20 protein-coding genes are annotated in these 19,323 nt (G+C 74.2%); 8 read left to right on the top strand and 12 right to left on the bottom strand.

Going from position 1 to position 19,323, the window contains the following annotated elements; all coding sequences use genetic code 11:
• Positions 1 to 4 precede the first annotated feature (4 nt).
• The 5 genes from ACN263_RS12525 to ACN263_RS12505 all read right to left on the bottom strand — a co-directional run bounded on the left by ACN263_RS12525 (position 5) and on the right by ACN263_RS12505 (position 6,074).
• The gene (locus ACN263_RS12525; protein ID WP_422739971.1) at positions 5 to 1,234 is read right to left on the bottom strand and encodes a glycosyltransferase; all 1,230 of its coding nucleotides are present in this window, start codon (positions 1,232 to 1,234) and stop codon (positions 5 to 7) included.
• Entirely contained in the window at positions 1,231 to 3,459 is a 2,229-nt protein-coding gene (locus tag ACN263_RS12520) for an ArnT family glycosyltransferase (RefSeq protein ID WP_422739970.1), read from the bottom strand. Before ACN263_RS12520 ends, ACN263_RS12525 begins: the two co-directional genes overlap by 4 nt.
• 44 nt (positions 3,460 to 3,503) lie before the next feature.
• A complete protein-coding gene (locus ACN263_RS12515; RefSeq protein WP_422739969.1) occupies positions 3,504 to 5,018 on the bottom strand; it encodes a sensor histidine kinase in 1,515 nt (504 codons plus the stop codon).
• Entirely contained in the window at positions 4,996 to 5,742 is a 747-nt protein-coding gene (locus ACN263_RS12510; RefSeq protein WP_357172268.1) for a response regulator transcription factor, read from the bottom strand. The genes ACN263_RS12515 and ACN263_RS12510 overlap by 23 nt, the downstream gene beginning before the upstream one ends.
• Before the next feature lie 101 nt (positions 5,743 to 5,843).
• On the bottom strand, positions 5,844 to 6,074 hold the full coding sequence (locus ACN263_RS12505; RefSeq protein WP_357121824.1) for a hypothetical protein: 231 nt from the start codon (positions 6,072 to 6,074) through the stop codon (positions 5,844 to 5,846).
• 190 nt (positions 6,075 to 6,264) lie between these two features.
• Between ACN263_RS12505 and ACN263_RS12500 the strand changes: the two genes are divergently transcribed.
• The 3 genes from ACN263_RS12500 (at position 6,265) to ACN263_RS12490 (ending at position 8,982) form a co-directional block, all read left to right on the top strand.
• Positions 6,265 to 7,197: a serine/threonine-protein kinase gene (locus tag ACN263_RS12500; protein ID WP_422739968.1), complete on the top strand. Its 933-nt coding sequence runs from the start codon at positions 6,265 to 6,267 to the stop codon at positions 7,195 to 7,197.
• A gap of 61 nt (positions 7,198 to 7,258) precedes the next feature.
• Positions 7,259 to 7,684, top strand: a complete 426-nt coding sequence (locus tag ACN263_RS12495; RefSeq protein ID WP_421470731.1) for an OsmC family protein — start codon at positions 7,259 to 7,261, stop codon at positions 7,682 to 7,684.
• Positions 7,685 to 8,133: 449 nt separating this feature from the next.
• Entirely contained in the window at positions 8,134 to 8,982 is an 849-nt protein-coding gene (locus tag ACN263_RS12490) for a hypothetical protein (protein ID WP_422739967.1), read from the top strand.
• 7 nt (positions 8,983 to 8,989) lie between these two features.
• Here ACN263_RS12490 and ACN263_RS12485 read toward each other — a convergent pair whose 3' ends face one another.
• From ACN263_RS12485 to ACN263_RS12465, 5 genes are all read right to left on the bottom strand, one after another.
• On the bottom strand, positions 8,990 to 9,523 hold the full coding sequence (locus ACN263_RS12485; protein ID WP_422739966.1) for an ATPase: 534 nt from the start codon (positions 9,521 to 9,523) through the stop codon (positions 8,990 to 8,992).
• A gap of 109 nt (positions 9,524 to 9,632) precedes the next feature.
• Positions 9,633 to 10,076 (bottom strand): response regulator, encoded by a 444-nt coding sequence (locus ACN263_RS12480; protein WP_422739965.1) that lies wholly within the window; start codon positions 10,074 to 10,076, stop codon positions 9,633 to 9,635.
• Between the two features lie 69 nt (positions 10,077 to 10,145).
• Positions 10,146 to 10,493, bottom strand: coding sequence for an STAS domain-containing protein (locus tag ACN263_RS12475; RefSeq protein ID WP_422739964.1), 348 nt, complete (start codon positions 10,491 to 10,493; stop codon positions 10,146 to 10,148).
• A gap of 111 nt (positions 10,494 to 10,604) precedes the next feature.
• Positions 10,605 to 11,651, bottom strand: coding sequence for a cobalamin B12-binding domain-containing protein (locus ACN263_RS12470; RefSeq protein ID WP_422739963.1), 1,047 nt, complete (start codon positions 11,649 to 11,651; stop codon positions 10,605 to 10,607).
• Entirely contained in the window at positions 11,648 to 13,417 is a 1,770-nt protein-coding gene (locus tag ACN263_RS12465; protein ID WP_422739962.1) for a SpoIIE family protein phosphatase, read from the bottom strand. The genes ACN263_RS12470 and ACN263_RS12465 overlap by 4 nt, the downstream gene beginning before the upstream one ends.
• 226 nt (positions 13,418 to 13,643) lie before the next feature.
• On the opposite strand from ACN263_RS12465, the gene ACN263_RS12460 reads away from it, so the two are divergent.
• Both ACN263_RS12460 and ACN263_RS12455 read left to right on the top strand, forming a co-directional pair.
• Positions 13,644 to 14,000: an STAS domain-containing protein gene (locus ACN263_RS12460; protein ID WP_422739961.1), complete on the top strand. Its 357-nt coding sequence runs from the start codon at positions 13,644 to 13,646 to the stop codon at positions 13,998 to 14,000.
• A gap of 58 nt (positions 14,001 to 14,058) precedes the next feature.
• Positions 14,059 to 14,388 carry an STAS domain-containing protein gene (locus ACN263_RS12455; protein ID WP_422739960.1) on the top strand — a complete coding sequence of 110 codons (330 nt, stop codon included), beginning with the start codon at positions 14,059 to 14,061 and terminating at the stop codon, positions 14,386 to 14,388.
• Positions 14,389 to 14,455: 67 nt separating this feature from the next.
• Here the strand turns inward: ACN263_RS12455 and ACN263_RS12450 are convergent, their stop codons facing one another.
• A complete protein-coding gene (locus ACN263_RS12450; RefSeq protein WP_422739959.1) occupies positions 14,456 to 14,770 on the bottom strand; it encodes a hypothetical protein in 315 nt (104 codons plus the stop codon).
• Positions 14,771 to 14,970: 200 nt separating this feature from the next.
• On the opposite strand from ACN263_RS12450, the gene ACN263_RS12445 reads away from it, so the two are divergent.
• From ACN263_RS12445 to ACN263_RS12435, 3 genes are all read left to right on the top strand, one after another.
• Complete coding sequence (locus tag ACN263_RS12445) at positions 14,971 to 15,945, top strand: DUF2267 domain-containing protein (RefSeq protein WP_422739958.1); 975 nt, start codon at positions 14,971 to 14,973, stop codon at positions 15,943 to 15,945.
• 82 nt (positions 15,946 to 16,027) lie between these two features.
• Positions 16,028 to 16,819, top strand: a complete 792-nt coding sequence (locus ACN263_RS12440; RefSeq protein ID WP_422739957.1) for a spermidine synthase — start codon at positions 16,028 to 16,030, stop codon at positions 16,817 to 16,819.
• An 84-nt stretch (positions 16,820 to 16,903) separates the two neighbouring features.
• A complete protein-coding gene (locus tag ACN263_RS12435) occupies positions 16,904 to 17,965 on the top strand; it encodes an AI-2E family transporter (protein WP_422739956.1) in 1,062 nt (353 codons plus the stop codon).
• Here the strand turns inward: ACN263_RS12435 and ACN263_RS12430 are convergent.
• Positions 17,936 to 19,237, bottom strand: a complete 1,302-nt coding sequence (locus ACN263_RS12430; RefSeq protein WP_422739955.1) for an NAD(P)/FAD-dependent oxidoreductase — start codon at positions 19,235 to 19,237, stop codon at positions 17,936 to 17,938. The two genes, ACN263_RS12435 and ACN263_RS12430, sit on opposite strands and share 30 nt — an antisense overlap.
• Between the last annotated feature and the right edge of the window lie 86 nt (positions 19,238 to 19,323).

Here is a 19,323-nt window from a genome sequence, read left to right as displayed (position 1 = left end):
CGGCCTAGCTACGCCGGTGGTGCATGCCCAGGCGCAGCAGCACGAACCGCAGCGCGGTCGCGGCCAGGTTCGCGGCCACCAGCACCGCCAGCTCCACCGTCCGGGCGGGCGCGGCGTCGACGGTGTGCAGCACCGCCAGCGCGCCGCTGGTCAGGGCGAGGCCGAGCGCGAACGCCAGCAGTCCCTGGGCGTGATGCCGACCGGCGTGCCGGCTGCCGGTGATGCCGAACGTCAGCCGCCGGTTCGCCGCCGTGTTCGCCACCGCCGTGAGCAGCAGCGCCAGCAGGTTCGCCGGTTGCGCGCCGAGCACGCCCCGGGTGGCCACGAAGAGCAGCAGGTAGGCCAGCGTGCTGGCCACCCCGACGGCGGCGAACCGGACCAGCTGCCCGGGCAGCCCGACCGGCACCTGCGCCGGCGGCGGGGCCAGCGGTTCCCGGCCGAGCTGCGCGCGCAGCTCGGCCAGGGGCAGCGCGCCGGTCAGCAAAGCCCGCCCGAGCCGACCCATCCCCCGCAGGTCGGCCAGGGCGGTGGCGACGATGTCGACCCGGCTGTCCGGGTCGTCGACCCAGTCCACCGGCACCTCGTGGATGCGCAGCCCGGCCCGTTGGGCGAGGACCAGCAGCTCGGTGTCGAAGAACCAGCCGGTGTCCTGCACGAGAGGCAGCAGTTCACCGGCGACGTCCGCGCGGATGGCCTTGAACCCGCACTGCGCGTCCGAGAACCGTGCCGCGAGCGCCCCACGCAGCAGCAGGTTGTAGGCCCGGGAGATCACCTCCCGCTTGGTGCCGCGCACCACCCGGGAGGTACGCGCCAGCCGGGTGCCGATCGCCAGGTCGGAGTGGCCGGAGATGAGCGGCGCGACCAGCGGCAGCAGCGCCGCCAGGTCGGTGGACAGGTCCACGTCCATGTACGCCAGCACCGGCGCGGACGACGCCGACCACGCGGTGGACAACGCCCGCCCCCGCCCCTTGGCGTCCAGGTGCAGCACCTCGACGCCCGGGAGTTCACCGCGGAGCCCGTCGGCGACCGCCAGGGTGCCGTCGACGCTCGCGTTGTCGGCGACGGTGATCCGGAACGGGTACGGGAAGTGCTCGGTGAGGTGCGCGTGCAGCCGGCGGAGGCACGGCCCGAGGTCCACCTCCTCGTTGTGGACGGGGATCACCACGTCCAGCACCGCGCCGTCGGTGGTGGACCGGGTCCGGACGGCGGGACGCGGGCCGCTGAGCGCGGTCATGACGCGTCCGCGCCGGTGCTCAGGTCGTAGACGGTGACCCCGTCCACGGTCTGCGCCGTGAACGTCTCGGCGACCCAGGCGGCGATCTCCTGCGAGGCCGAGCTGCCACCGTTGGCCCGGAAGCCACCTCCACCCACGAAATAATGGATCTTCCCGTCGGCCACGTAGCGCTGGAACTGGGCGAGCGTCGGGGACGGGTCGCTGCCGTTGAACCCGCCGATCGGCATCACCGGGTCGCCGGTCGCCAACTGGTAGCCGGAGGCGTTGTTGGAGCCGATGGTGGCCGCCACCCAGGTGTAGTCGTCGCTGTCGCGCTCCAGCAGCGCACGCAGCGCGGCGCTGGGCTCGCGGGCGTCGAGCAGACCGCCCATGCCGCCGCCGGCCTCCCGGAATCCCCCGCCGCCGGGGAAGCCAGGCAGTTGACCGCCGCCGGGGAAGCCGCCCGGGGAGCCCGGCGTCTGCCCACCACCGGGAGCACCTGGCACCTGCCCGCCACCGGGGAAGCCCGGGAACTGCCCGCCGTTCTGGTTGCCGTTGCGGCCGTCGCCGCCGCGCGGCTGAGCGCCGTGCTGGTTGCCGTTGCGGCCGTCGCCGGGGAACGCCATGCCGCCCGGCGGTCGCCCGCCGGGGCCGCGGCCGAAACCGCCCGCCCCGGCCGGGCCGGCGCTCGGGATCGAGCCGGTGTGCGGGGTCGCCGCGGTCTGCGCCGCGTACGCCGCCGGCCCGGCGAGGGCCGCCGCCGCGCCGACGCCGAGCGCCACCGGCACCAGCCACCGGGGTAGCCGTGCGGCCAGCAGGAGCAGGGCCGCGCCGAGCAGGCCGGCGACCAGCACGACGGTACGCAACCACGGGTACCAGTCGGGGCTGCGCCCGAGCAGCACCCACGCCCACCAGACGGTGACCGCGAGGGTGACGGCGAGCGTCGCCGTGGCGGCCGGCGGACGCCACCGGGACACCGTCATCGGTTCGTCGTGCGGCTCGTTCGCCGGGGCGGAGCGCGGTCGGCGCTGGCGCCAGAGCAGGGTGACGCCGATTCCGACCAGTGCGCCGACGGCCGGGGCGAGCGCCACGGTGTAGTAGGCGTGGAAGATCCCGGACATGAAGCTGAAGATCAGACCGGTGACCAGCAGCCAGCCGCCCCACAGCAGCAGACCGGCCCGGGTGCGGTCGGTACGCGCGGCCCGACCGGCCACGAGCAGACCCGCGACCAGCAGGATCAGCGCGGCCGGCAGCAGCCAGGAGATCTGACCGCCGACCTCGCCGCCGAACATCCGCAGCAGGCCCGTCTGCCCGGAGAACGGGCCGCCGCCACCGCCCATCCGTCCGGCGCCGCCGCCGACGCTGCCCACCTCGTCGCCGGTGATCCGGCCGAGGCCGTTGTAGCCGAGGGTCAACTCCAGGATGCTGTTGCCCTGCGACCCGCCGACGTACGGGCGTGCGCCGGCCGGGACGAGTTCGACGACGGCCACCCACCAGCCGGCGGACACCACCACCGCGAGACCCGCCAGCAGGAGTTGCCGTACCCGCCGCCACAGCCCGGTCGGCGCGGCCAGCAGGTAGACACCGGCGAACACCGGCACCAGCAGGAACGCCTGGAGCATCTTGGTCAGGAAGCCGAAGCCGACCAGCACGCCGGCCAGCACGATCCATCGGGTGCTGGCGGTCTCCACCGCGCGCACGGTCGCGTACGCGCCGCCGACCAGCAGCAGCACGAGCAGCGCGTCGGGGTTGTTGAAGCGGAACATCAGCGTCGCCACCGGGGTGACGGCGAGGACCGTCCCGGCGATCAGGCCGGCGACCGGCCCGTACCATCGCTTCACGCTCGCGTACAGGACGCCGACGGAGGCGACGCCGCAGAGCGCCTGCGGGACGAGCATCGCCCAGCTGTTGAGCCCGAAGATCCGCACCGACAGGGCCATCAGCCACAGCGAGGCGGGCGTCTTGTCCACCGTGATCGAGTTGGCCGCGTCCGACGAGCCGTAGAAGAACGCCTTCCCGCTCACCGAGCCGGCCTGCACGGCGGCGGCGTAGAACGAGTTGGCCCAGCCGGAGCGGCCCAGGCCCCAGAGGTAGAGCAGGCCGGTGCCCAGGAGCAGGGCCAGCAGCGCGGGCCGGGTCCAGGTCGCCGGGCGAGCCGGCGGCGGGGGTTCCTCGACACGGGCGCTCGGGTCGGGCAGCCCGACCGGCTCGGCGGGCGTCGTCGGCTGGGTGTCTGTTCGGTCCATGCGGCCAGCCTCGGCGGCCGGACTGGCGGGACCCCGTGCGCCGACTATGCGTCAGCTGTGGGATTCGGCAGCCGGACGGCGAACACCGTCCGACCCGGACGGCTGTCCACGCCGACGGTGCCGTGGTGCGCCTCCACCACGGCCGCCACGATCGCCAGGCCCAGCCCGGTGCTGCCGTGCGCCCGGGACCGGGAGCTGTCGCCCCGGGCGAACCGCTCGAACATCTCCGGTCGTACCTGGGGCGGCACCCCCGGCCCGTCGTCGGCGACGGTGAGGACGGCGGTGTCCGCCTCGACCGCGAGGGTGGTGGTGACCGTCGTGCCGGGCGGGGTGTGCACGCGGGCGTTGGCCAGCAGGTTCGCCACCACCTGGTGCAGCCGGGCGGCGTCGCCGGGCACCCGGATGACCACCTCGGGCAGGTCGAGCCGCCAGTGGTGCTCGGGGCCGGCGACGTGCGCGTCGCTGACCGCGTCCACCACCAGCGCGGACAGGTCGACCGGGTCCGCCGCGAGCGGTCGGCCGGCGTCCAACCGGGCCAGCAGCAGCAGGTCGTCGACGAGGCTGGTCATCCGGGTGCTCTCGGATTCGACGCGGCGCAGGGCGTGCGCCACGTCGGCGGGGACCTGGTCGCGGCCCCGCCGGGCCACCTCGGCGTACCCGCGGATAGCGGCGAGGGGGGTGCGCAGTTCGTGGCTGGCGTCGGCGACGAACTGGCGTACCCGGGTCTCGCTGGCCTGCCGCGCGGCCAGCGCGTCGGCGACGTGGCCCAGCATCCGGTTCAACGCCCCGCCGACCTGGCCGACCTCGGTTCGCGGGTCGGTGTCGGCGGCCGGCACCCGGACGGCGAGCGCCACCTCGCCCCGGTCCAGCGGCAGTTCGGTGACCCGGGTGGCGGTCGCGGCCACCCGGGTCAGCGGTCGCAGCGTGGCCCGCACGATCAGCGCGCCCGCGCCACCGGCCAGGAGCAGGCCCAGGCCGACGACCCCGGCCTGGGCGGCGACCAGCGCCCAGATGGTGTCCTGCACGCTGCTGAGCGGAATCGCCACCGCGACCACCGTCCCGTTGGGCAGTTGCCGGGCCACCGCCCGGACGTCCCCCTCGTCGAGGGCGACCGTGCGGGGCCGACCGTCGGTGGGCAGCGCGGTCAGCCGTGCGACGTCGGCGGCGGGCACATCGGCGAGGCTGCCGCTCGCGGTGCTCCGCGTCGCCGCGGTGACGCCGTCGGCGCGGCGTACGGCGAGCGAGCCCGGTGGGAAGCCGCGCGGAGGCTCCGGCGGGGACGGTGCGGCCATGCCCGGCCACGGAACGGGCCGTCCGGGGTCGCCACCGCCCTGGCGCAACCAGGGCGGCACGTCGCGGGGCCGGTCCCCCATCGTCAACTGGGTGTCGACCTGGGCGACAAGTACGTGCCGCAGGGCGAGCGTGGTGAGCCCGCCGATCGCGACGCTGACCAGGGCGAGCAGCGCGACCAGGGCGAGCACCAGTCGGGTCCGCAGCGGCCGGGCGGCCCACCAGCGCCGCAGCCGGGCGAGCACCCTAGTCGGCGGGTTTGAGGACATAGCCCGCGCCGCGCAGCGTGTGGATCATCGGCGGTCGCCCGGCGTCGATCTTCTTGCGCAGGTACGAGATGTACAGCTCGACCACGTTGGCCTGGCCGCCGAAGTCGTAGTTCCACACCCGGTCGAGGATCTGCGCCTTGCTCAGCACCCGGCGCGGGTTCCGCATCAGGTAGCGCAGCAGCTCGAACTCGGTCGCGGTCAGCGTGACGAGCTGGCCGGCGCGGCGCACCTCGTGGCTGTCCTCGTCGAGGCTGAGGTCGCCGACGGTCAGCAGCGCCTCCTCGTGGGCGGCGACCGCGAAGCCCGAGCGGCGCAGCAGCGCGCGGAGCCGGGCGATCACCTCCTCCAGGCTGAACGGCTTGGTCACGTAGTCGTCGCCACCCACGGTCAGCCCGGCGATGCGCTCCTCGACCGCGTCCCGGGCGGTCAGGAAGAGCACCGGCACGGTCGGAGCGTGCTCGCGCAGCCGACGCAGCACCTGGAAGCCGTCCAGGTCGGGCAACATCACGTCGAGGACGACGGCGTCCGGCTGGAACTGCCGCGCGGCGCTCAACGCCGCCATCCCGTTGCCGGCGCTGCGCACCTGCCAACCCTCGTAGCGCAGCGCCATCGAGAGCAGGTCGGTCAGCGTCGCCTCGTCGTCCACCACCAGCACCCGCACCGGTTCACCGTCCGGGCGGCGCAACTCGATCCGGCCCGGCACGGTCTGCCCCTGGATGACCATGCCCCCCATCGTGGACGCGCCCGCTGAGTCGCGCCTCTGCGCCGCCTGTGTGCCAGCTGTACGGCCGGGCCGCCGGGCCACCGCTCAGCCTCCGACCCTGGTCACTCGGACACCCCGTACGCGTCGGTCCGGACGAAGCGCATGCTCCACCCGCCGTGGCCGTCGGGCTGGTCGCGCTCGTAGAGATGGTCGGGGCCCGGCTGGGTCGGGCCGGTGCCGCCCGGATGCCGCATGATCCACCGCTGGGGCGGGGCGCCGTCCGGCTCGGCCGGTACGGCGCGGACCAGGCCGTCCGCCGGACCGCCGACGAAGCGTACGGTGACCTCGCCCATCGCGGCCCCTTTGCGTGACGGTGCCGGCACGCTCGGTGCGCGCGGCCCTGGCTCGCAAGCTACCGCACCCGGCGCCGACCCGGGCCGAGGTACGGCGGGACCGGCGGCCGTCGCGGTTTGCCCAGCTCGGTGCCCGGGTACCGCGATCCCCAGGCCCGCCGCCGGTGGGACGAGGACGAGGAGTTTGTCGATGCGGACGCTGGACGGGCGGTACCAGCTCGAACAGCGGATCGGCGTCGGCGGGATGTCCGAGGTGTGGCGGGCGCACGACCGGGTGCTGGACCGCCCGGTCGCGGTGAAGCTGATCGCGCCCGGCCCGGACGGCCACCACGACACGGTGGAGCGGATCCGCACGGAGGCCCGCTCCGCGGCCCGGCTGGTGCACCCGAACGTGGCGAGCGTGCACGACTTCGGCACCTCCTCGACACTTCCCGGCCGGCGGATGCCCTACATCGTGATGGAGTTGGCCGAGGGCGAGACGCTCGCCGCGCACCTGCGGACGGGTCCGCTGGACTGGCGCATCTCGGTACGGGTCTGCGCGGAGGTCGCCGCCGCGCTCTCCGCCGCGCACGCGAGCGGCATCGTGCACCGCGACGTCAAACCGGCGAACGTCATCCTCACTCCGGCCGGGGTGAAGGTCCTCGACTTCGGCATCGCCACCCCGACCGGCACGGCGGACCCGATGCCCGACGGGATGCTGCTCGGCACGCCGGCGTACCTGGCGCCCGAACAGCTGGACGGCGCGCCCGCCACCCCGGCCGCCGACATGTACGCCCTCGGCGTGCTGCTCTACTACTGCCTCACCGGCCGGCTCCCGTACCGGGCCCAGACCCCGGCCGAGCTGCTGGCGACGCGCCGGTCCCGGCCACCCGAACCGCTGCCGGAGATCGACGGGCTGCCGCCGGAGGTGTCCGAGTTGTGCCGCTCCTGCCTGGCGGACGATCCGGCGCAGCGGCCGACCAGCCTGGTCGCGGCCCTGCTGCTGGCCGAGGTCGTGGACGCCCGGGTGTACGTGCCGATGGTGATTCCCACGCAGCGGCCACCGTCGGCGGCGCCGTCGCCGTGGACGGAGCGGGCGGCGGCGCAGGCCACCGAGGCGCTGTCGGTCGTCGACAGGAGCTGACCTGGGCGTTTCGCCCGCCCCCGGTCGGGTAGCCGGGCGGGTGAGCGACGGGAGGAACGCGATGCCGAGTCCGAGTTCCTGGCTGCATGAGGCCACCGCCACCGCCGAGGGTGGCCACGTCCGAACCGATGACGGCGGGCTTTCCACGCCGCTCGCGTCGCCGCTGGCGGCGCACTGCACCGGCCTGAGACCGGAGCAGTTGCTGGCGGCGGCCTTCGCGTCCTGCCTGCACCACGCGGCGGTGGAGGCGGCCGGAGAGATCACCGACGAGGCGCACACGGTCCAGGTGCGCGCCGAGGCGAAGCTGGGTCGCGACGACGACGGCCGCTACCGGGCCGACGTGCACGCCTCGATCTCCTCCGCCGGGCTGAGCCGGGCGCAGCTGGCCGACCTGGTCGAGTACGCCGACCGGCTCTGGCCCTTCTCCAGCAGCGACAGCACCCGGCACCGGCTGACCGTCACGCCGGCGGAGAACGGCCGGCACTGAACGCGGACGGCGACCGCCTCCTTCGGTGCCGACCGTCCCGGCCGTTCCCGCGCTCCGGCGCGGACGGCGTGCTCGGCGGCCGGCATCCTCCCGATGAGCCTGATGACTCTGGGGCATCTTGATGCCTGGGAGTCATCACGCTCGTTCATGGGACGGCCCCGGACCGGGCTGGCTCATCCACCGGCCGCCGGCGGCATGGTCGGGCGTTCGGTGGAACCCACCATCGGCCGATCGGGGGATGCCCGCAGCTATGCGGGAAAGCCGCTTCTCCGCGCGGCACGATGACCGCGTTCACCGGGTAAATCGGGAATACCCGGCTCGCCTGATCGGCGAGGTTTGCCGGCATAACCGGCTTTCACCCAGTAATCCGTCGCAGATTCGGGCAAATTGTGGCGCATGCCACTCTTGGGGCCGATGGCAGCGGGCGGACGACTATCTAGCCTCGGCGGGTGCATCCCGACGACCCCTCCGCCCAGAAGCTGACCGACGCGCCCTCGACCACCCGGACGAGGGACGCCGTATCAACCGAACGGACGATCGGCCGTCACCGGGCCCCCGAACCGCCGCGCCGTGCCCTGCTCGGCTCCACCCCGGTACGGGTCGCCCTGGCCACCGGCGTCACCTGCTGCCTCGGCCTGGGCGCGTTCGCCGCCGCCCGCGACGGACAGGAAGCCCCGCAGCCGGTACGACCGATAGCCGACGCGCTGGCGGACCGTGCCGCCATCGCCGACGAACGCGCCAGCCGGTCGCTGGACCGCGACGTCGCCCCGCCCCGGGCCCTCCCCACCCCCACGGCGTCGCCCACCCCCCGGCCCACGGTCACCCGCAAGGCCCCGCGCAAGCCGGTCAAGCCGCGCCGGCCGCGCCCGGTCGCCGGGCTGGACCAGCAACAGATGGACAACGCCAAGATCATCGTGGACGTCGGCCTGGAGCTGAAGATGCCGCGCCGCGCCCTGGTGGTGGCGCTCGCGACCGCGATGCAGGAGAGCAACCTCTACAACCTCGCCAGCGACGTGCTGCCGGAGTCGAGCGAGTACCCGCACCAGGGCAGCGGCTCCGACCACGACTCGGTCGGACTGTTCCAGCAGCGGCCCAGCAGCGGCTGGGGCACGGTCGCCGAACTGATGCGCCCGTCGTACGCCGCCCGGGCCTTCTACACCGCCCTCGCCGAGATCCCCGGCTGGCAGGACATGAGCCTCACCGCCGCCGCCCAGGCCGTACAGGTCTCCGCGTACCCCGACGCGTACGCCCCGCACGAGGAGCGCGCCACCACCGTGGCGGCGGCGCTGCTGGCCTGAGGCCGGTTCAGTGGGCCGTGCGCCCGGTGGGCGGCTGCGCGCCGCTGTCCCGACCGCCGGCCGCCACCCGGGTCGCGGGTACGCCCGTGCCGGCCGCCGCGGTGGGCGTGTCGGCCGGCACCGGCTCGACCGTCACCCCGATGAGGATCTCGTCCGCCAGCGCCTCCCGACGGCGGCGCGCGTGCAGCGCCTCCTCGAATTCGCGCCGGGCCTGCACGGCATCCGCGTACGCCTGCTCGCGGACCCGACGCGCCTCCTCGCGGGCCTCGTCCAGCGCGTAGCGGGCCTGTGCCAGGATCTCGTCGGCCTCCTGCCGCACCGCGTCGCCGGTCCGGCGGGCGGTCGCGGCGTCGCCCAGGTCCAGTCGCTGGAGCAGCCCGCTGAGCCAGGTCGCCTCCTGGCGGATCTCGTCCCACTCCCGGGTCGCCCCGGCGGCGCCCTCCGCCCGCGCCGCGAGCCGGGACAACCTGATCCCCAACTCATCCAGGCAGGAGTCCACCTGTCGCTGGTCGTAGCCGGTCTTCACGACGGAGAACCTCATACTGTCGCCCCCAGGCAGCCGGTGTTACTTCCCCACCTGGATCCTCGGCCGCGGCGACACCGACCGAGGCGGTTCGGGAAAATTGTTCAGCATGCGCGGGACGGGCGGATCAGGGGCGCTTGGGCAGCACCACCACGCGGCCGAAGAACTCGTCGATGCGGCGTACCACGTCGTTGAAGTCGTCCAGGTCGATCGGCTTGGTGACGTACGCGTTGGCCTGCAACGTGTAGCTGCCGACGATGTCGGTGTCCGCGTTGGAGGTGGTCAACACCACGATCGGAATGGTCCGCAGATCCTCGTCCTGCTTGACCGCACCGAGCACCTGACGCCCGTCCATGCGCGGCATGTTGAGGTCGAGCAGGATCACGTCCGGACGGCGGGCCTGCGAGTGGCGACCCTCGGCCCGGAGGAACTCCATCGCCTCCTCGCCGTCGCTCACCACGTCGATGATCTTTTCGACGTCGGAGTCGGCCAGGGCTTCCTCGATCATCAGCACGTCGCCGGGATCGTCGTCGACCACCAGGATGCGTACCGGTTGCGGGCTGTCGCCCATCACTACCTGCCTCGGGTCGGCGAAGAAGGCGACCGGACGGTCACCGTGCTGGCGGGGAAATCTAGCCCATCAGGGGGCGCTGTGGGACGCCGGGTCGGCCGTGTCCGGAACGTAGCGGAGCACGTCGGCCAGACCGGTGATCCGCAACACGCGCTCGACCCGTCCGGTGGCGCCGGTGATCCTCAACCAGCCCCCGTCGGCGGTGGCCTGGTTGTCGCCCCGGACGAACACGGCCATCCCGGTGGAGTCGCAGAAGGTCAGGTCGGTGAGGTCGAGCAGCACCCGGCGCTCGCCTGCGGCGCTGAGCCGGTCGATGGCGGCAGCCAGCTCGTCGGCGGTGCTCAGGTCCAGCTCACCGGCGAGCCGCAGGCAGGCGACACCGCCGTCACGCTCGGCGTCGCTGACACTGAACGTCACCGTCTCCCCCCTCGCTCGCTCCACCGGCGGGTGGGACGTTTGCAGTGCGGCAAGTATACGCAGGGGGGTACGACGGCCCGCAGTCCGCGGTGATCGTTTGACCGGACCTGGTCAGCCGGCGGGACGGGACACGGCGGCCAGACCGGCGCGCCCCAGGGCCAGCGTGCGGGCCGCCCGGGGATAGTCCCGCAGCGCGTCGGCGAGGTGTTCCAGGGTCAGGGCGACGGCGCTGGCCGGCACCCGCCGACTCGTCAGGATCTCCGCGAGCCAGTCGACGAACTCGGTGAACAGCGACGCGTCGTCGACGTACAGCGCGGCGGCCAGCGAGTCCAGGATGTGACCCAGGTCGCTGGCCGTCGAGTCGAGCTGGGCGGCCGTGTACTCCCGGGTCGCCGGCACCCGCTCGCGCAGGTCGCTCAGCGCGCTGTCGATCAGCTCGCCACGGCGGCGGACCAGACTCGCGTACTCGTCGTCGGCCAGGTGCCCGAGCTGCGCCGGCGGCACCCGCCGCAGCGCCCGCTCGTCGGCGATCACCTCGGCCGCGGCCGGCGCGTTCGGCGCCCAGGCCGCGCCGAGCTTGGCCGCCCACCGACCGTCCGCGCCGAAGCCCCGCCCACCGACCACGACCGGCACGTCCGAGCGCCGGCACGCCTCGATCATGCGGTGGGCGTGCGGCAGCCGCATCGGCAGCGCGCAGGCCAGCGCGACCGCCTGCGCGTCGTGCCGGTGCAGGTACGACACCAGGTGCGCCGCCGGCACGCTGGCGCCCAGGAAGGTCACCTGCCAGCCGCGCAGCCGCAGCACCTCGGCCACCAGCCGGGGCGGCAGGGCATGCCACTCGCCGTCCATGCAGGCCACCACCACCCGTCCGCCGGTCGGCCGCGGGTTGGCGTGCGCCGCCACGGCGGCCACGACCCGCTCGCTGATGTGGGTGGCCGCGTGCTCCTGGGCCACGCTCCACTCGTTGCGGGCCCACCGCTCGCCCACCTCGGCCTGGGCCGGCGCGACCAGGTCGAGCAGCACCCGCTCCGGCGGCACGCCCCCGTCGAGCAGGCCGATCGCCACGTCGATCGCGGCGTACTCGTCGGCGTCGGTGAGGCAGGCCAGATAGCCGGGGTAGGCGTCGATCAGGTCCGTCGACGTGGTGGGGACGGTCACGCGGGGCTCATCCTCTGCTCGTCGGCGCTCGTCGGCTCGGGCACGGCGTGCAGGTGCCGCGCGCCGCGACCGCCGGGGCTGACCGCGCGCAGCGCCAGGACCGCGATGTCGTCGTGGTCGCCGTGCCCCAGCCAGTCACAGGTGACCTGCTCGACGCGCTCGGCCAGGGCCGGCGCCGGCATGCGCTGGCACCCGGTCACGGCCGTGACCAGCCGCTCAGCGCCGAACTGCTCGTCGCCGCGACGACCCCCACGGGCCTCGGTGACGCCGTCGCTGTAGAGCAGGCAGGTCTCCCCGGGCGCGAGCCGCACGGTCACCTCGCCGACCCGGGGGTCGGGCACCACCCCGATCAGCATGCCGCGCAGCGGTACGGTCTCGACCTCGCCCGAGTCGCGCAGCACCAGCGGCGGCAGGTGCCCGCCGCCGGCCATCGTGAGGGTCACCCCGCCGTCGCGCTGCGGACGGGCCACGCCCAGCACGATGGTGGCGAAGCGGCCCTGACCGTGCGCCTGGGTCGTCTCGAGCAACGCGTCGTTGAGCAGCCGCAGCAGCCGCCCGGGATGGGACTCCACCCGGTGCAGCGCCTGCAGGCACTGGCGGAGTTGGCCGGTGAACACGGCCGCCTCGACGCCCTTGCCGGAGACGTCACCGAGGAAGAAGACGGAACCGCCGTCGGCGAGCCGGTGCGAGCCGTAGAAGTCGCCGCCGATGCGCAGTCCCGCCTGCGCCGGGCGGTACGCGGTGCCCCACTGCACGCCCGCGGTCTCGGTCGGTTCGACCGGCAGCAGGCTGGCCTGGAGGGTGTCGGCGACCTCCGCCTGGTCGCGGTAGAGCTGGGCGGTGGTCAGCGCCGCGCCGGCCCGGGCCGCGAACGCCCGGATCAGCTCGACGTCGTCCTCGTCGTACCAGCGGCTGGATCGCCGGGCGACCAACAACACCCCGGCGGGGGCGTCGCGGCCGGGCAGCGGGACGACGCGGGCGGTGCTGTCGGCGCCCGTGAGGCCGGGCAGCCAGCCGGCGTCGACCGCCTGCTCCACCAGCCAGTCGACGGTGTGCGGCTCGACACCGGTCAGCCCGTCAGCGATGGCCGGCGGGAGGGTGACGCCGGTCAGGACGCCGCTGTCCACCATCGGGGCCTCGTCGTCGACCCGGGACGCCCGCCACCACCGGGCCCGCCCCGCGCGGGGCGCGAGCACCAGCACGGCCACCTCGGCCAGGGTCGGCACGGCGAGCCGGACGACCGCGGCGGCGGCCCGGTCGGGGTGCAGCGGGTTGCCCAGCTTGTCGCCGACCACGGCCAGGAAGGCCGACCGGGCCCGCTCGGCGAGGAGCGCGTCGGCGCGGCTGACGCTCTCGGTAACGTCCTCCACGTACCAGCAGCAGCGGCCGGCGGAGAGCGGCACCTGGCGGGCGGTGAGCCGACGGTCGTGGTGGGTGAAGCTCCCCGGCGTGCCCTCGCCCAGCCCTGGCACGCCGGACGCGGCCAGCGGTTCACCGGGGACCACCTCGGGCAACAGCCGCTCGGCCACGGGGCTCAGGTGCCGGACGACCCCGTCCGCGTCACAGACCACCAGGCCCTCGCGGAAGTGTTCGACGACCTCGGACCAGTCGGGAGTGGCCTGGTCGCGGTCGGGGGCCAGCGGCGGCAGCGCGGGCGGCGGCCAGGACCGTGCGTCGGCGGCGGACCACGCCGCGGCCCGTGTGGTACTCGGCGTGGAGATCCGTCCGTCGCCCGGGTCCCAGTCCCTGACGTCGGAAGCAGTCACCAGCTGAGCCTCACTCCTTGTCGTCCACCCGAACCCGTACCTTCCTCCCCACCCTACGCCGGTATGCCGCGACCGGCACCCGACGGCAGGTCGGGCGGCCTGCTCGCGTAGCGAGCGGACCCGGCCGGCGGTTGTTACGATCCCCTCGCACCGACCGGAAAGCGGCGGGCGGAAGGGCGTGATCGTGCTGTCGGAAGGGCGTAGACCCGAAGCGAAGCCGCTGATCATGTCCGTCGACCGGTCCGACCCGGACGTGCCCCTGATCCGCGTCGGCGGTGAGCTGGCGTACGCGACATCGGCCCCGCTACAGACCGAGGTCGACCGAATCCTCGCCGACGCGCCGCGCGCCATCGTGCTGGACTTCGCCGACCTGGTCTTCATCGACAGCACCGGTCTCGCCGTGATCGTGCACGCGTGGCGGGAGGGTCAGGCGGTCGGTGCCGCGCTGCGGCTGCGCGCGGTCCCCCGGTTCCTGGCCACGATCCTGGACATCACCGGAGTGGCGACGCTCATCGGCCGACCGCTGCCGTCCACCGGCCCAGGGGTCGGCCCCGACGCCGAGGCGTCCGCCGCCACCGCGTGATCCGGCGGTGCGCGGCCCCGGGGTTTGCGTTCCGCGTGCGGACTGGGAACATGGAGCAATGCCCCACCAGCTGTTGACCATCGAGGTGAGCCGGCCCGACGCCGGCCACGTCCGGCTACGGCTGACCGGCGAACTCGACTACGACACCGCGCCCGAGCTGGTCGCTGCGGCGGCGGAGCTGCGCGGCGAGCAGCAGGTGACGATCGACCTGAACGGCGTCGGCCTCTGCGACTCGTCCGGGCTCAGCGCCCTGCTGATGGTGCGCCGGGGCGTTGGGGCGATCCGCCTCACCGGGGTCAGCCCGCAGGTGCAGCAACTGTTGGACCGCACCGGCCTCACCGAGCTGCTGACCGTCGACGACGGCGACGACCTGCGCGCCACCGGCTGACGGCCGCCACCCCGGGCAGGGGGTGGCCCCCGACCCTGGGACCTGGGGTCGGGGGCCGGAGAAATGCCTAGGGCGCGGTCATCGGCTGGAGTCGAGGGCCGGCGTCGCGCAGCTCGACGGTCGACGGGGGTTCGATGTCGTCTGGTTCCCCGGAGTCGGGCGTCTGGTACAGGTAGCGGACAAACTCCCCACCCGCCTCGTTGTCGTCCGCACCGGGCCACTGGCCGATGCAGTCCATTCCGACCACTTCCCGGCCGGTTCCGTCGGCCTCCTCCAGCAGCGCCCACAGGCTCACCGGGTAGCACCGGGTGGCATCGGGCGTGAGCTGCCAGCGGGCGTACCAGCCGGGTCGAGCGGGAACGATCTCGACGATCCGTTTCATGACGACCTTCCTTCCGCGTACCTCGGAAGAACTGCCTCCTGCCCCGATCCTGCGCGGCGCACGGGTGAGCACCCCTCACCCCGGGCGGATGAAGCCCGGCCGACGCGCAGCCCTACTCGGCCGGCAGCGTCCGTTTCGGCTCCGGGGACGGCGGGAACGCGACCGGCGCAGGATCGATCCCCAGCGGAAGGGGCGTCACCATGCGCAAGCAGATGGAGGGCGACAACCAGCGCCGCCGGGCGCTGGCCCGGCAGGCCCGCGAGCAGGGCGGCCAGCCCAGTGAGTACGGCGCGAGCCTGAGCGCCTCCAAGCAGCTCACCAGCCTGGACCAGGGCAGGCGGACCGGTCCACCGCCGGCGGGCCGCCACAAGTCGGACACCACGCGTGGTGGACCGGCGCCGCCGTCGAGGGGTACCCCGGACAATCCGCGACCGCAGCCGCCGCCCGGCGGCGCGGCCGGTGTGACGAGCGTGGGGTACCGCGATCTGGTCGAGGACGTCGGACGCCGGTCCGGGGTCGACTTCCCGACGGCGAAGGTGGGCGCCGAGGCGACGGTGCTCGTACTGGCCTTCGCGCTCGACGCGGCGGAGCGGCAACGACTGCTCGCCGCCGTGCCGAACTCGCTGCACGACGTGGTGCCGGTGGACGGCATCGAGCGGCACCGGGACCTGCCCGGCTTCCTGGCCGAGGTGGGCCGGATCAGCGGACGTACCCCGGAGCAGGCCCGCTACCAGGCGGAGGCGACGATCGCCGCGCTCGCCGAGCAGGACGGCGACCTGATCGAGTCCCTGCACGTCCCGGACGGCCTGCGGGAGCTGCTGAACCCGCCGGCGGCCGGCGGCGGAATCGTGGGGGCAGCCACCACCACGCCCACCCTGGACGACGAGCAGGTCCAGGCGGCGCTGGACGACCTGCCGTACTGGGCCGGCGACACCTCCGCCCTGTACCGCGTGGTCGCGCTGCCGCCGGACAACCTCGACCGGGTGCTCGCCCGGCTCGACCGGCTGCGTCAGGAGAACGGGCGTGGCGCGAGCATCGGGCGTCCGGGCGACACGGCGGCCGTGTTGACCGTCCGCACCAACCAGGCGGACGGGGTGACCGCGCTGGACGTGGACCTCGCGCACGCCATCGACGACGCGATCGACGAGGTGGGCGCCGGGATGGCCGGCGGCTGACCCCCGTCGTGGCGTACGCGGGCCGGCGGACGCGGGTGCTCCCGCGCCGCCGGCCCGTCGGACGCTCGGTTAGCGTGCCGGCATGAACCGTGCCGCCGACCGGTTGGAGCTGGTCGCCGATCCGGTCCGCCGGACCGGCCGGACGCTGCTCTCCGCCGGCGTCGAGCAGTCGTACGTCGACGTCGAGGATCCCCGGCACCTGCACTTCGAGTACGTCCGCCGGATCGCCTCGGCCGTGGAGCTGGCGGCACCGGCGGGGGTGCCCCTGCGCGTGTTGCACCTCGGCGGTGGCGCGTTGACGCTGCCGCGCTGGCTGGCCGCCACCCGGCCCGGCTCCGGGCAGCGGGTCGTCGAACGGGACCAGGCGGTGGTCGACCTGGTGGCGCGGGAGTTGCCGCCGCTGCCGCCCGAGGTACGGGTGGAGGTCGCCGACGCCCGGGACGCGGTCACCGCCGCCGGGACGGACGCGTACGACCTGGTGATCGCCGACATCTACCGGGCCGCCCGGATGCCCCGGCACGTCCGCACCGTGGAGTTCGCCGCCCAGGTGGCCCGGGTGCTGCGGCCCGGCGGGCTCTACCTGGTCAACGTCACGGACCTGCCGCCGCTGGTCGGCACCCGGGTGCAGGTGGCGACGCTGCGGGCGGTCTTCGGGGACGTCTGCGTGGTCGGCGACCGCCGGATGCTGCGGGGCCGGCGCTACGGAAACCTCGTGCTCGCCGCATCGCACCACCCCGGTGGGCTGCCGGTCGGTCGGCTCGCCGTGGCCGCCCTGCGCGACCCGATCCCGGGTGGGCTGCTGCACGCCGCCGCCCTCGACACCTTCGTGGCCGGCGCCCGCCCGCTGGCCGACGCCGACGACGCCGGCCGCTGACCGCTCGCACCCGGACGCCGGCCGACCGGCGGTACCGTCCGCAATGCCGGGTTTCCTGCCGTCTGCGCGGGGAAGGCGCGGCGGGTGAGCAACGCCGACGATCGGACCACCGCCCGCCGGACCCTGATCGTGATCGGACTGGTGCTGGCCACCGCGCTCGCGCTGGCCTTCGGGTACGCGACCCGGCGGGTACTGGTCTGGACAGTGGTGGCGGCCTTCTTCGCGGTCGCCCTCAAACCGGCCGTGGACCTGCTGCAACGCCGCCTCGTGCGCCGCCGGGCGCTGGCCACGCTGCTCGTCTTCCTCGCCGCGTTCGTCGTGCTGGCGGTCCTCGCCGCGGTGATCCTGGTGCCGCTGCTGGACGAGGTGGGCCGGTTCGCCGAGCGGGGGCCGGAGCTGCTGCGCGACGCGCGCGCCGGCCGGGGCCCGCTGGGTGGGTTCCTGGAACGCACCGGGGTACGGCGCTACGCCACCGCGCACGCCGACGAGCTGCGCGCCGCCGGCGGTCGGCTGCGGCAACCCGCCGTCGGGGTGCTGCGCGGCGTGGTGGAGGGGGTCGCCGGGCTGGTCACGGTCGTCGTGCTGGCGTACCTCATGGTGTTGGAATCGCCGCGGATCACCCGCGGCCTGCTCACGGTGGCCGGGGACGGTCCGGGCGAGCGGCTGCGCCGCGTCGGCCGGGAGGTGTCCCGGACGGTCACCGGCTACCTCACCGGCAACCTGGTGATCAGCGTGATCTGCGGCGCGTTGACCTTCCTGGTGCTGACCGTCACCGGGGTGCCGTTCGCCGCGGTGATCGCGCTGCTGGTCGCGGTGGCCGACCTGATCCCGCTGGTGGGCGCGACGATCGGCGCGGTGGTCGCCGCCGGGGCGGGGTTCCTGCACTCCCCCACCGCCGGGATCGTCGTGCTGGTCTTCTTCGTCGTCTACCAGCAGGTGGAGAACCACCTGCTCCAGCCGCTCATCCTCGCCCGCGCGGTCCGGCTCAACCCGCTGACCGTGCTGCTGAGCCTGCTGCTCGCGGCGGAACTGGCCGGACTGCTCGGCGCGCTGCTGGCCATCCCCGCCGCCGGCATCGTGCAGATCCTGCTGCGCGAGTACGGCCCGCGCCGCCGCTCAGCGACCGCGGGCCGCGACCTCGGGTGAGGTGCTCTCCAGCGGCACGGCGTTCGCCGGGACCAGCCCCAACTGCACGGCCGAGCGGGTGAGCGCGGCGTCGAGCGCCCAGTCGGCGCTCACCCGGGTGCGGTTACCCGGCATCGCCATCAGGTGGTACGCCCGGGTGACCGCCTTGGCCACCAGCCCGCCCAGGTTGACCTGCAACGGGTTGGCGGCGGCGTCCTTGCCGCCCAGGTCGACCACCCAGCCCAGATCGTGGTGCTTGTACGGCCGGCGCTTGCCGAAGCCGTACGACGCGGCGATGTTGTGCGCCACCCGCTTGCCCTGCCGCTGGGCGTGCTGCGCCGTCATGCCGCAGATCTGCCCCGGGTTGACCAGGTCGGGCACGGCGGCCGCGTCGCCGCAGGCGAAGACCTCCGGATAGCCGGGGACGTTGAGATACTCGTCGGTGACCAGCCGGCCCCGCTCGGTGCGCAGACCCAGCTCGTTGACGAACGGGTCGGGGCGTACCCCCACGCACCACACCAGGGTGCAGGTCGGCACGTACTCGCCGTCGGTGAGCTTGACGCCGTCGCAGGTCGCCTCGGCCACCGAGGTGCCCATCCGTACGTCCACGCCACGCTTGTTGAGCACCTTGTGCGAGGTGTCGGACATCCTCTTGTCCAGCTCGGGCAGCACCCGGGGAGCGACGTCGAGCAGCATCCAGCGGGGCCGGACGGTCAGCCGGGGCCGCTGCGCGTACAGGGCGTCGGTGAAGAGCTGACCGTGTGCGGCGACCTCGGTGCCGGTGTAGCCCGCGCCGACCACCACGAAGGTGGAGCGGGCCTGCTGCTCCGCCGGGTCCTCGGCCTGCTCGGCCAACTCCACCTGGCGGACGATGTGGTCGTGCAGGTAGACGGCCTCGGGCAGGCCGCGGAAGCCGTGCGCGTACTCGGTGACGCCCGGGATCGGCAGCAGCTTGTTGACGCTGCCCACGGCGAGCACCAGCCGGTCGTACGCCAGGCGGTTCTTCTCCCCCTCGGGCTGGGTGAAGCCGACCCAGCGGTTCTGCAGGTCGACGTGGTCCGCCTCGCCGATCACCACCCGGACGCCCTTGAGGGTGCCGGTCAGCGGCACCGCGATACGCGAGGGCTCGACCACCCCGGCGGCCACCTCGGGCAGCAGCGGCAGGTACAGGAAGTAGTCGGTGGAGTTCAGCACCACGATCTCGGCCCGGTCCCGGGCGATCCGGCTCAACGTCTTCGCCGCGTGGTAACCGGCGAACCCGGCCCCCACGATCACCACACGAGGTTTCGTCATTGCCGGCCGTTTCCCGTCGCAGGCCAGGACAAACGTCGGTTCGGTCGGCGGCTCGACCACCATCCACGTCCAACGATATGGACAGA

Source organism: Micromonospora sp. WMMD729 (assembly GCF_049315225.1).
Taxonomy (GTDB): Bacteria; Actinomycetota; Actinomycetes; order Mycobacteriales; family Micromonosporaceae; genus Micromonospora.
The sequence above is the reverse complement of the archived record's forward strand: the minus strand, read 5'-3'. Positions and strand labels throughout refer to the sequence as shown.

Bases quoted from the DNA above. Each gene is read 5' to 3' on its own strand.
- ACN263_RS12445 (WP_422739958.1), top strand. From the start codon at position 14,971: ATGCGCAAGCAGATGGAGGGCGACAACCAGCGCCGCCGGGCGCTGGCC.
- ACN263_RS12430 (WP_422739955.1), bottom strand. From the start codon at position 19,237: ATGACGAAACCTCGTGTGGTGATCGTGGGGGCCGGGTTCGCCGGTTAC.
- ACN263_RS12460 (WP_422739961.1), top strand. From the start codon at position 13,644: ATGTCCGTCGACCGGTCCGACCCGGACGTGCCCCTGATCCGCGTCGGC.
- ACN263_RS12505 (WP_357121824.1), bottom strand. From the start codon at position 6,074: ATGGGCGAGGTCACCGTACGCTTCGTCGGCGGTCCGGCGGACGGCCTG.
- ACN263_RS12495 (WP_421470731.1), top strand. From the start codon at position 7,259: ATGCCGAGTCCGAGTTCCTGGCTGCATGAGGCCACCGCCACCGCCGAG.
- ACN263_RS12480 (WP_422739965.1), bottom strand. From the start codon at position 10,076: ATGGGCGACAGCCCGCAACCGGTACGCATCCTGGTGGTCGACGACGAT.
- ACN263_RS12525 (WP_422739971.1), bottom strand. From the start codon at position 1,234: ATGACCGCGCTCAGCGGCCCGCGTCCCGCCGTCCGGACCCGGTCCACC.
- ACN263_RS12440 (WP_422739957.1), top strand. From the start codon at position 16,028: ATGAACCGTGCCGCCGACCGGTTGGAGCTGGTCGCCGATCCGGTCCGC.
- ACN263_RS12455 (WP_422739960.1), top strand. From the start codon at position 14,059: ATGCCCCACCAGCTGTTGACCATCGAGGTGAGCCGGCCCGACGCCGGC.
- ACN263_RS12485 (WP_422739966.1), bottom strand. From the start codon at position 9,523: ATGAGGTTCTCCGTCGTGAAGACCGGCTACGACCAGCGACAGGTGGAC.
- ACN263_RS12450 (WP_422739959.1), bottom strand. From the start codon at position 14,770: ATGAAACGGATCGTCGAGATCGTTCCCGCTCGACCCGGCTGGTACGCC.
- ACN263_RS12500 (WP_422739968.1), top strand. From the start codon at position 6,265: ATGCGGACGCTGGACGGGCGGTACCAGCTCGAACAGCGGATCGGCGTC.
- ACN263_RS12515 (WP_422739969.1), bottom strand. From the start codon at position 5,018: ATGTCCTCAAACCCGCCGACTAGGGTGCTCGCCCGGCTGCGGCGCTGG.
- ACN263_RS12510 (WP_357172268.1), bottom strand. From the start codon at position 5,742: ATGGTCATCCAGGGGCAGACCGTGCCGGGCCGGATCGAGTTGCGCCGC.
- ACN263_RS12520 (WP_422739970.1), bottom strand. From the start codon at position 3,459: ATGGACCGAACAGACACCCAGCCGACGACGCCCGCCGAGCCGGTCGGG.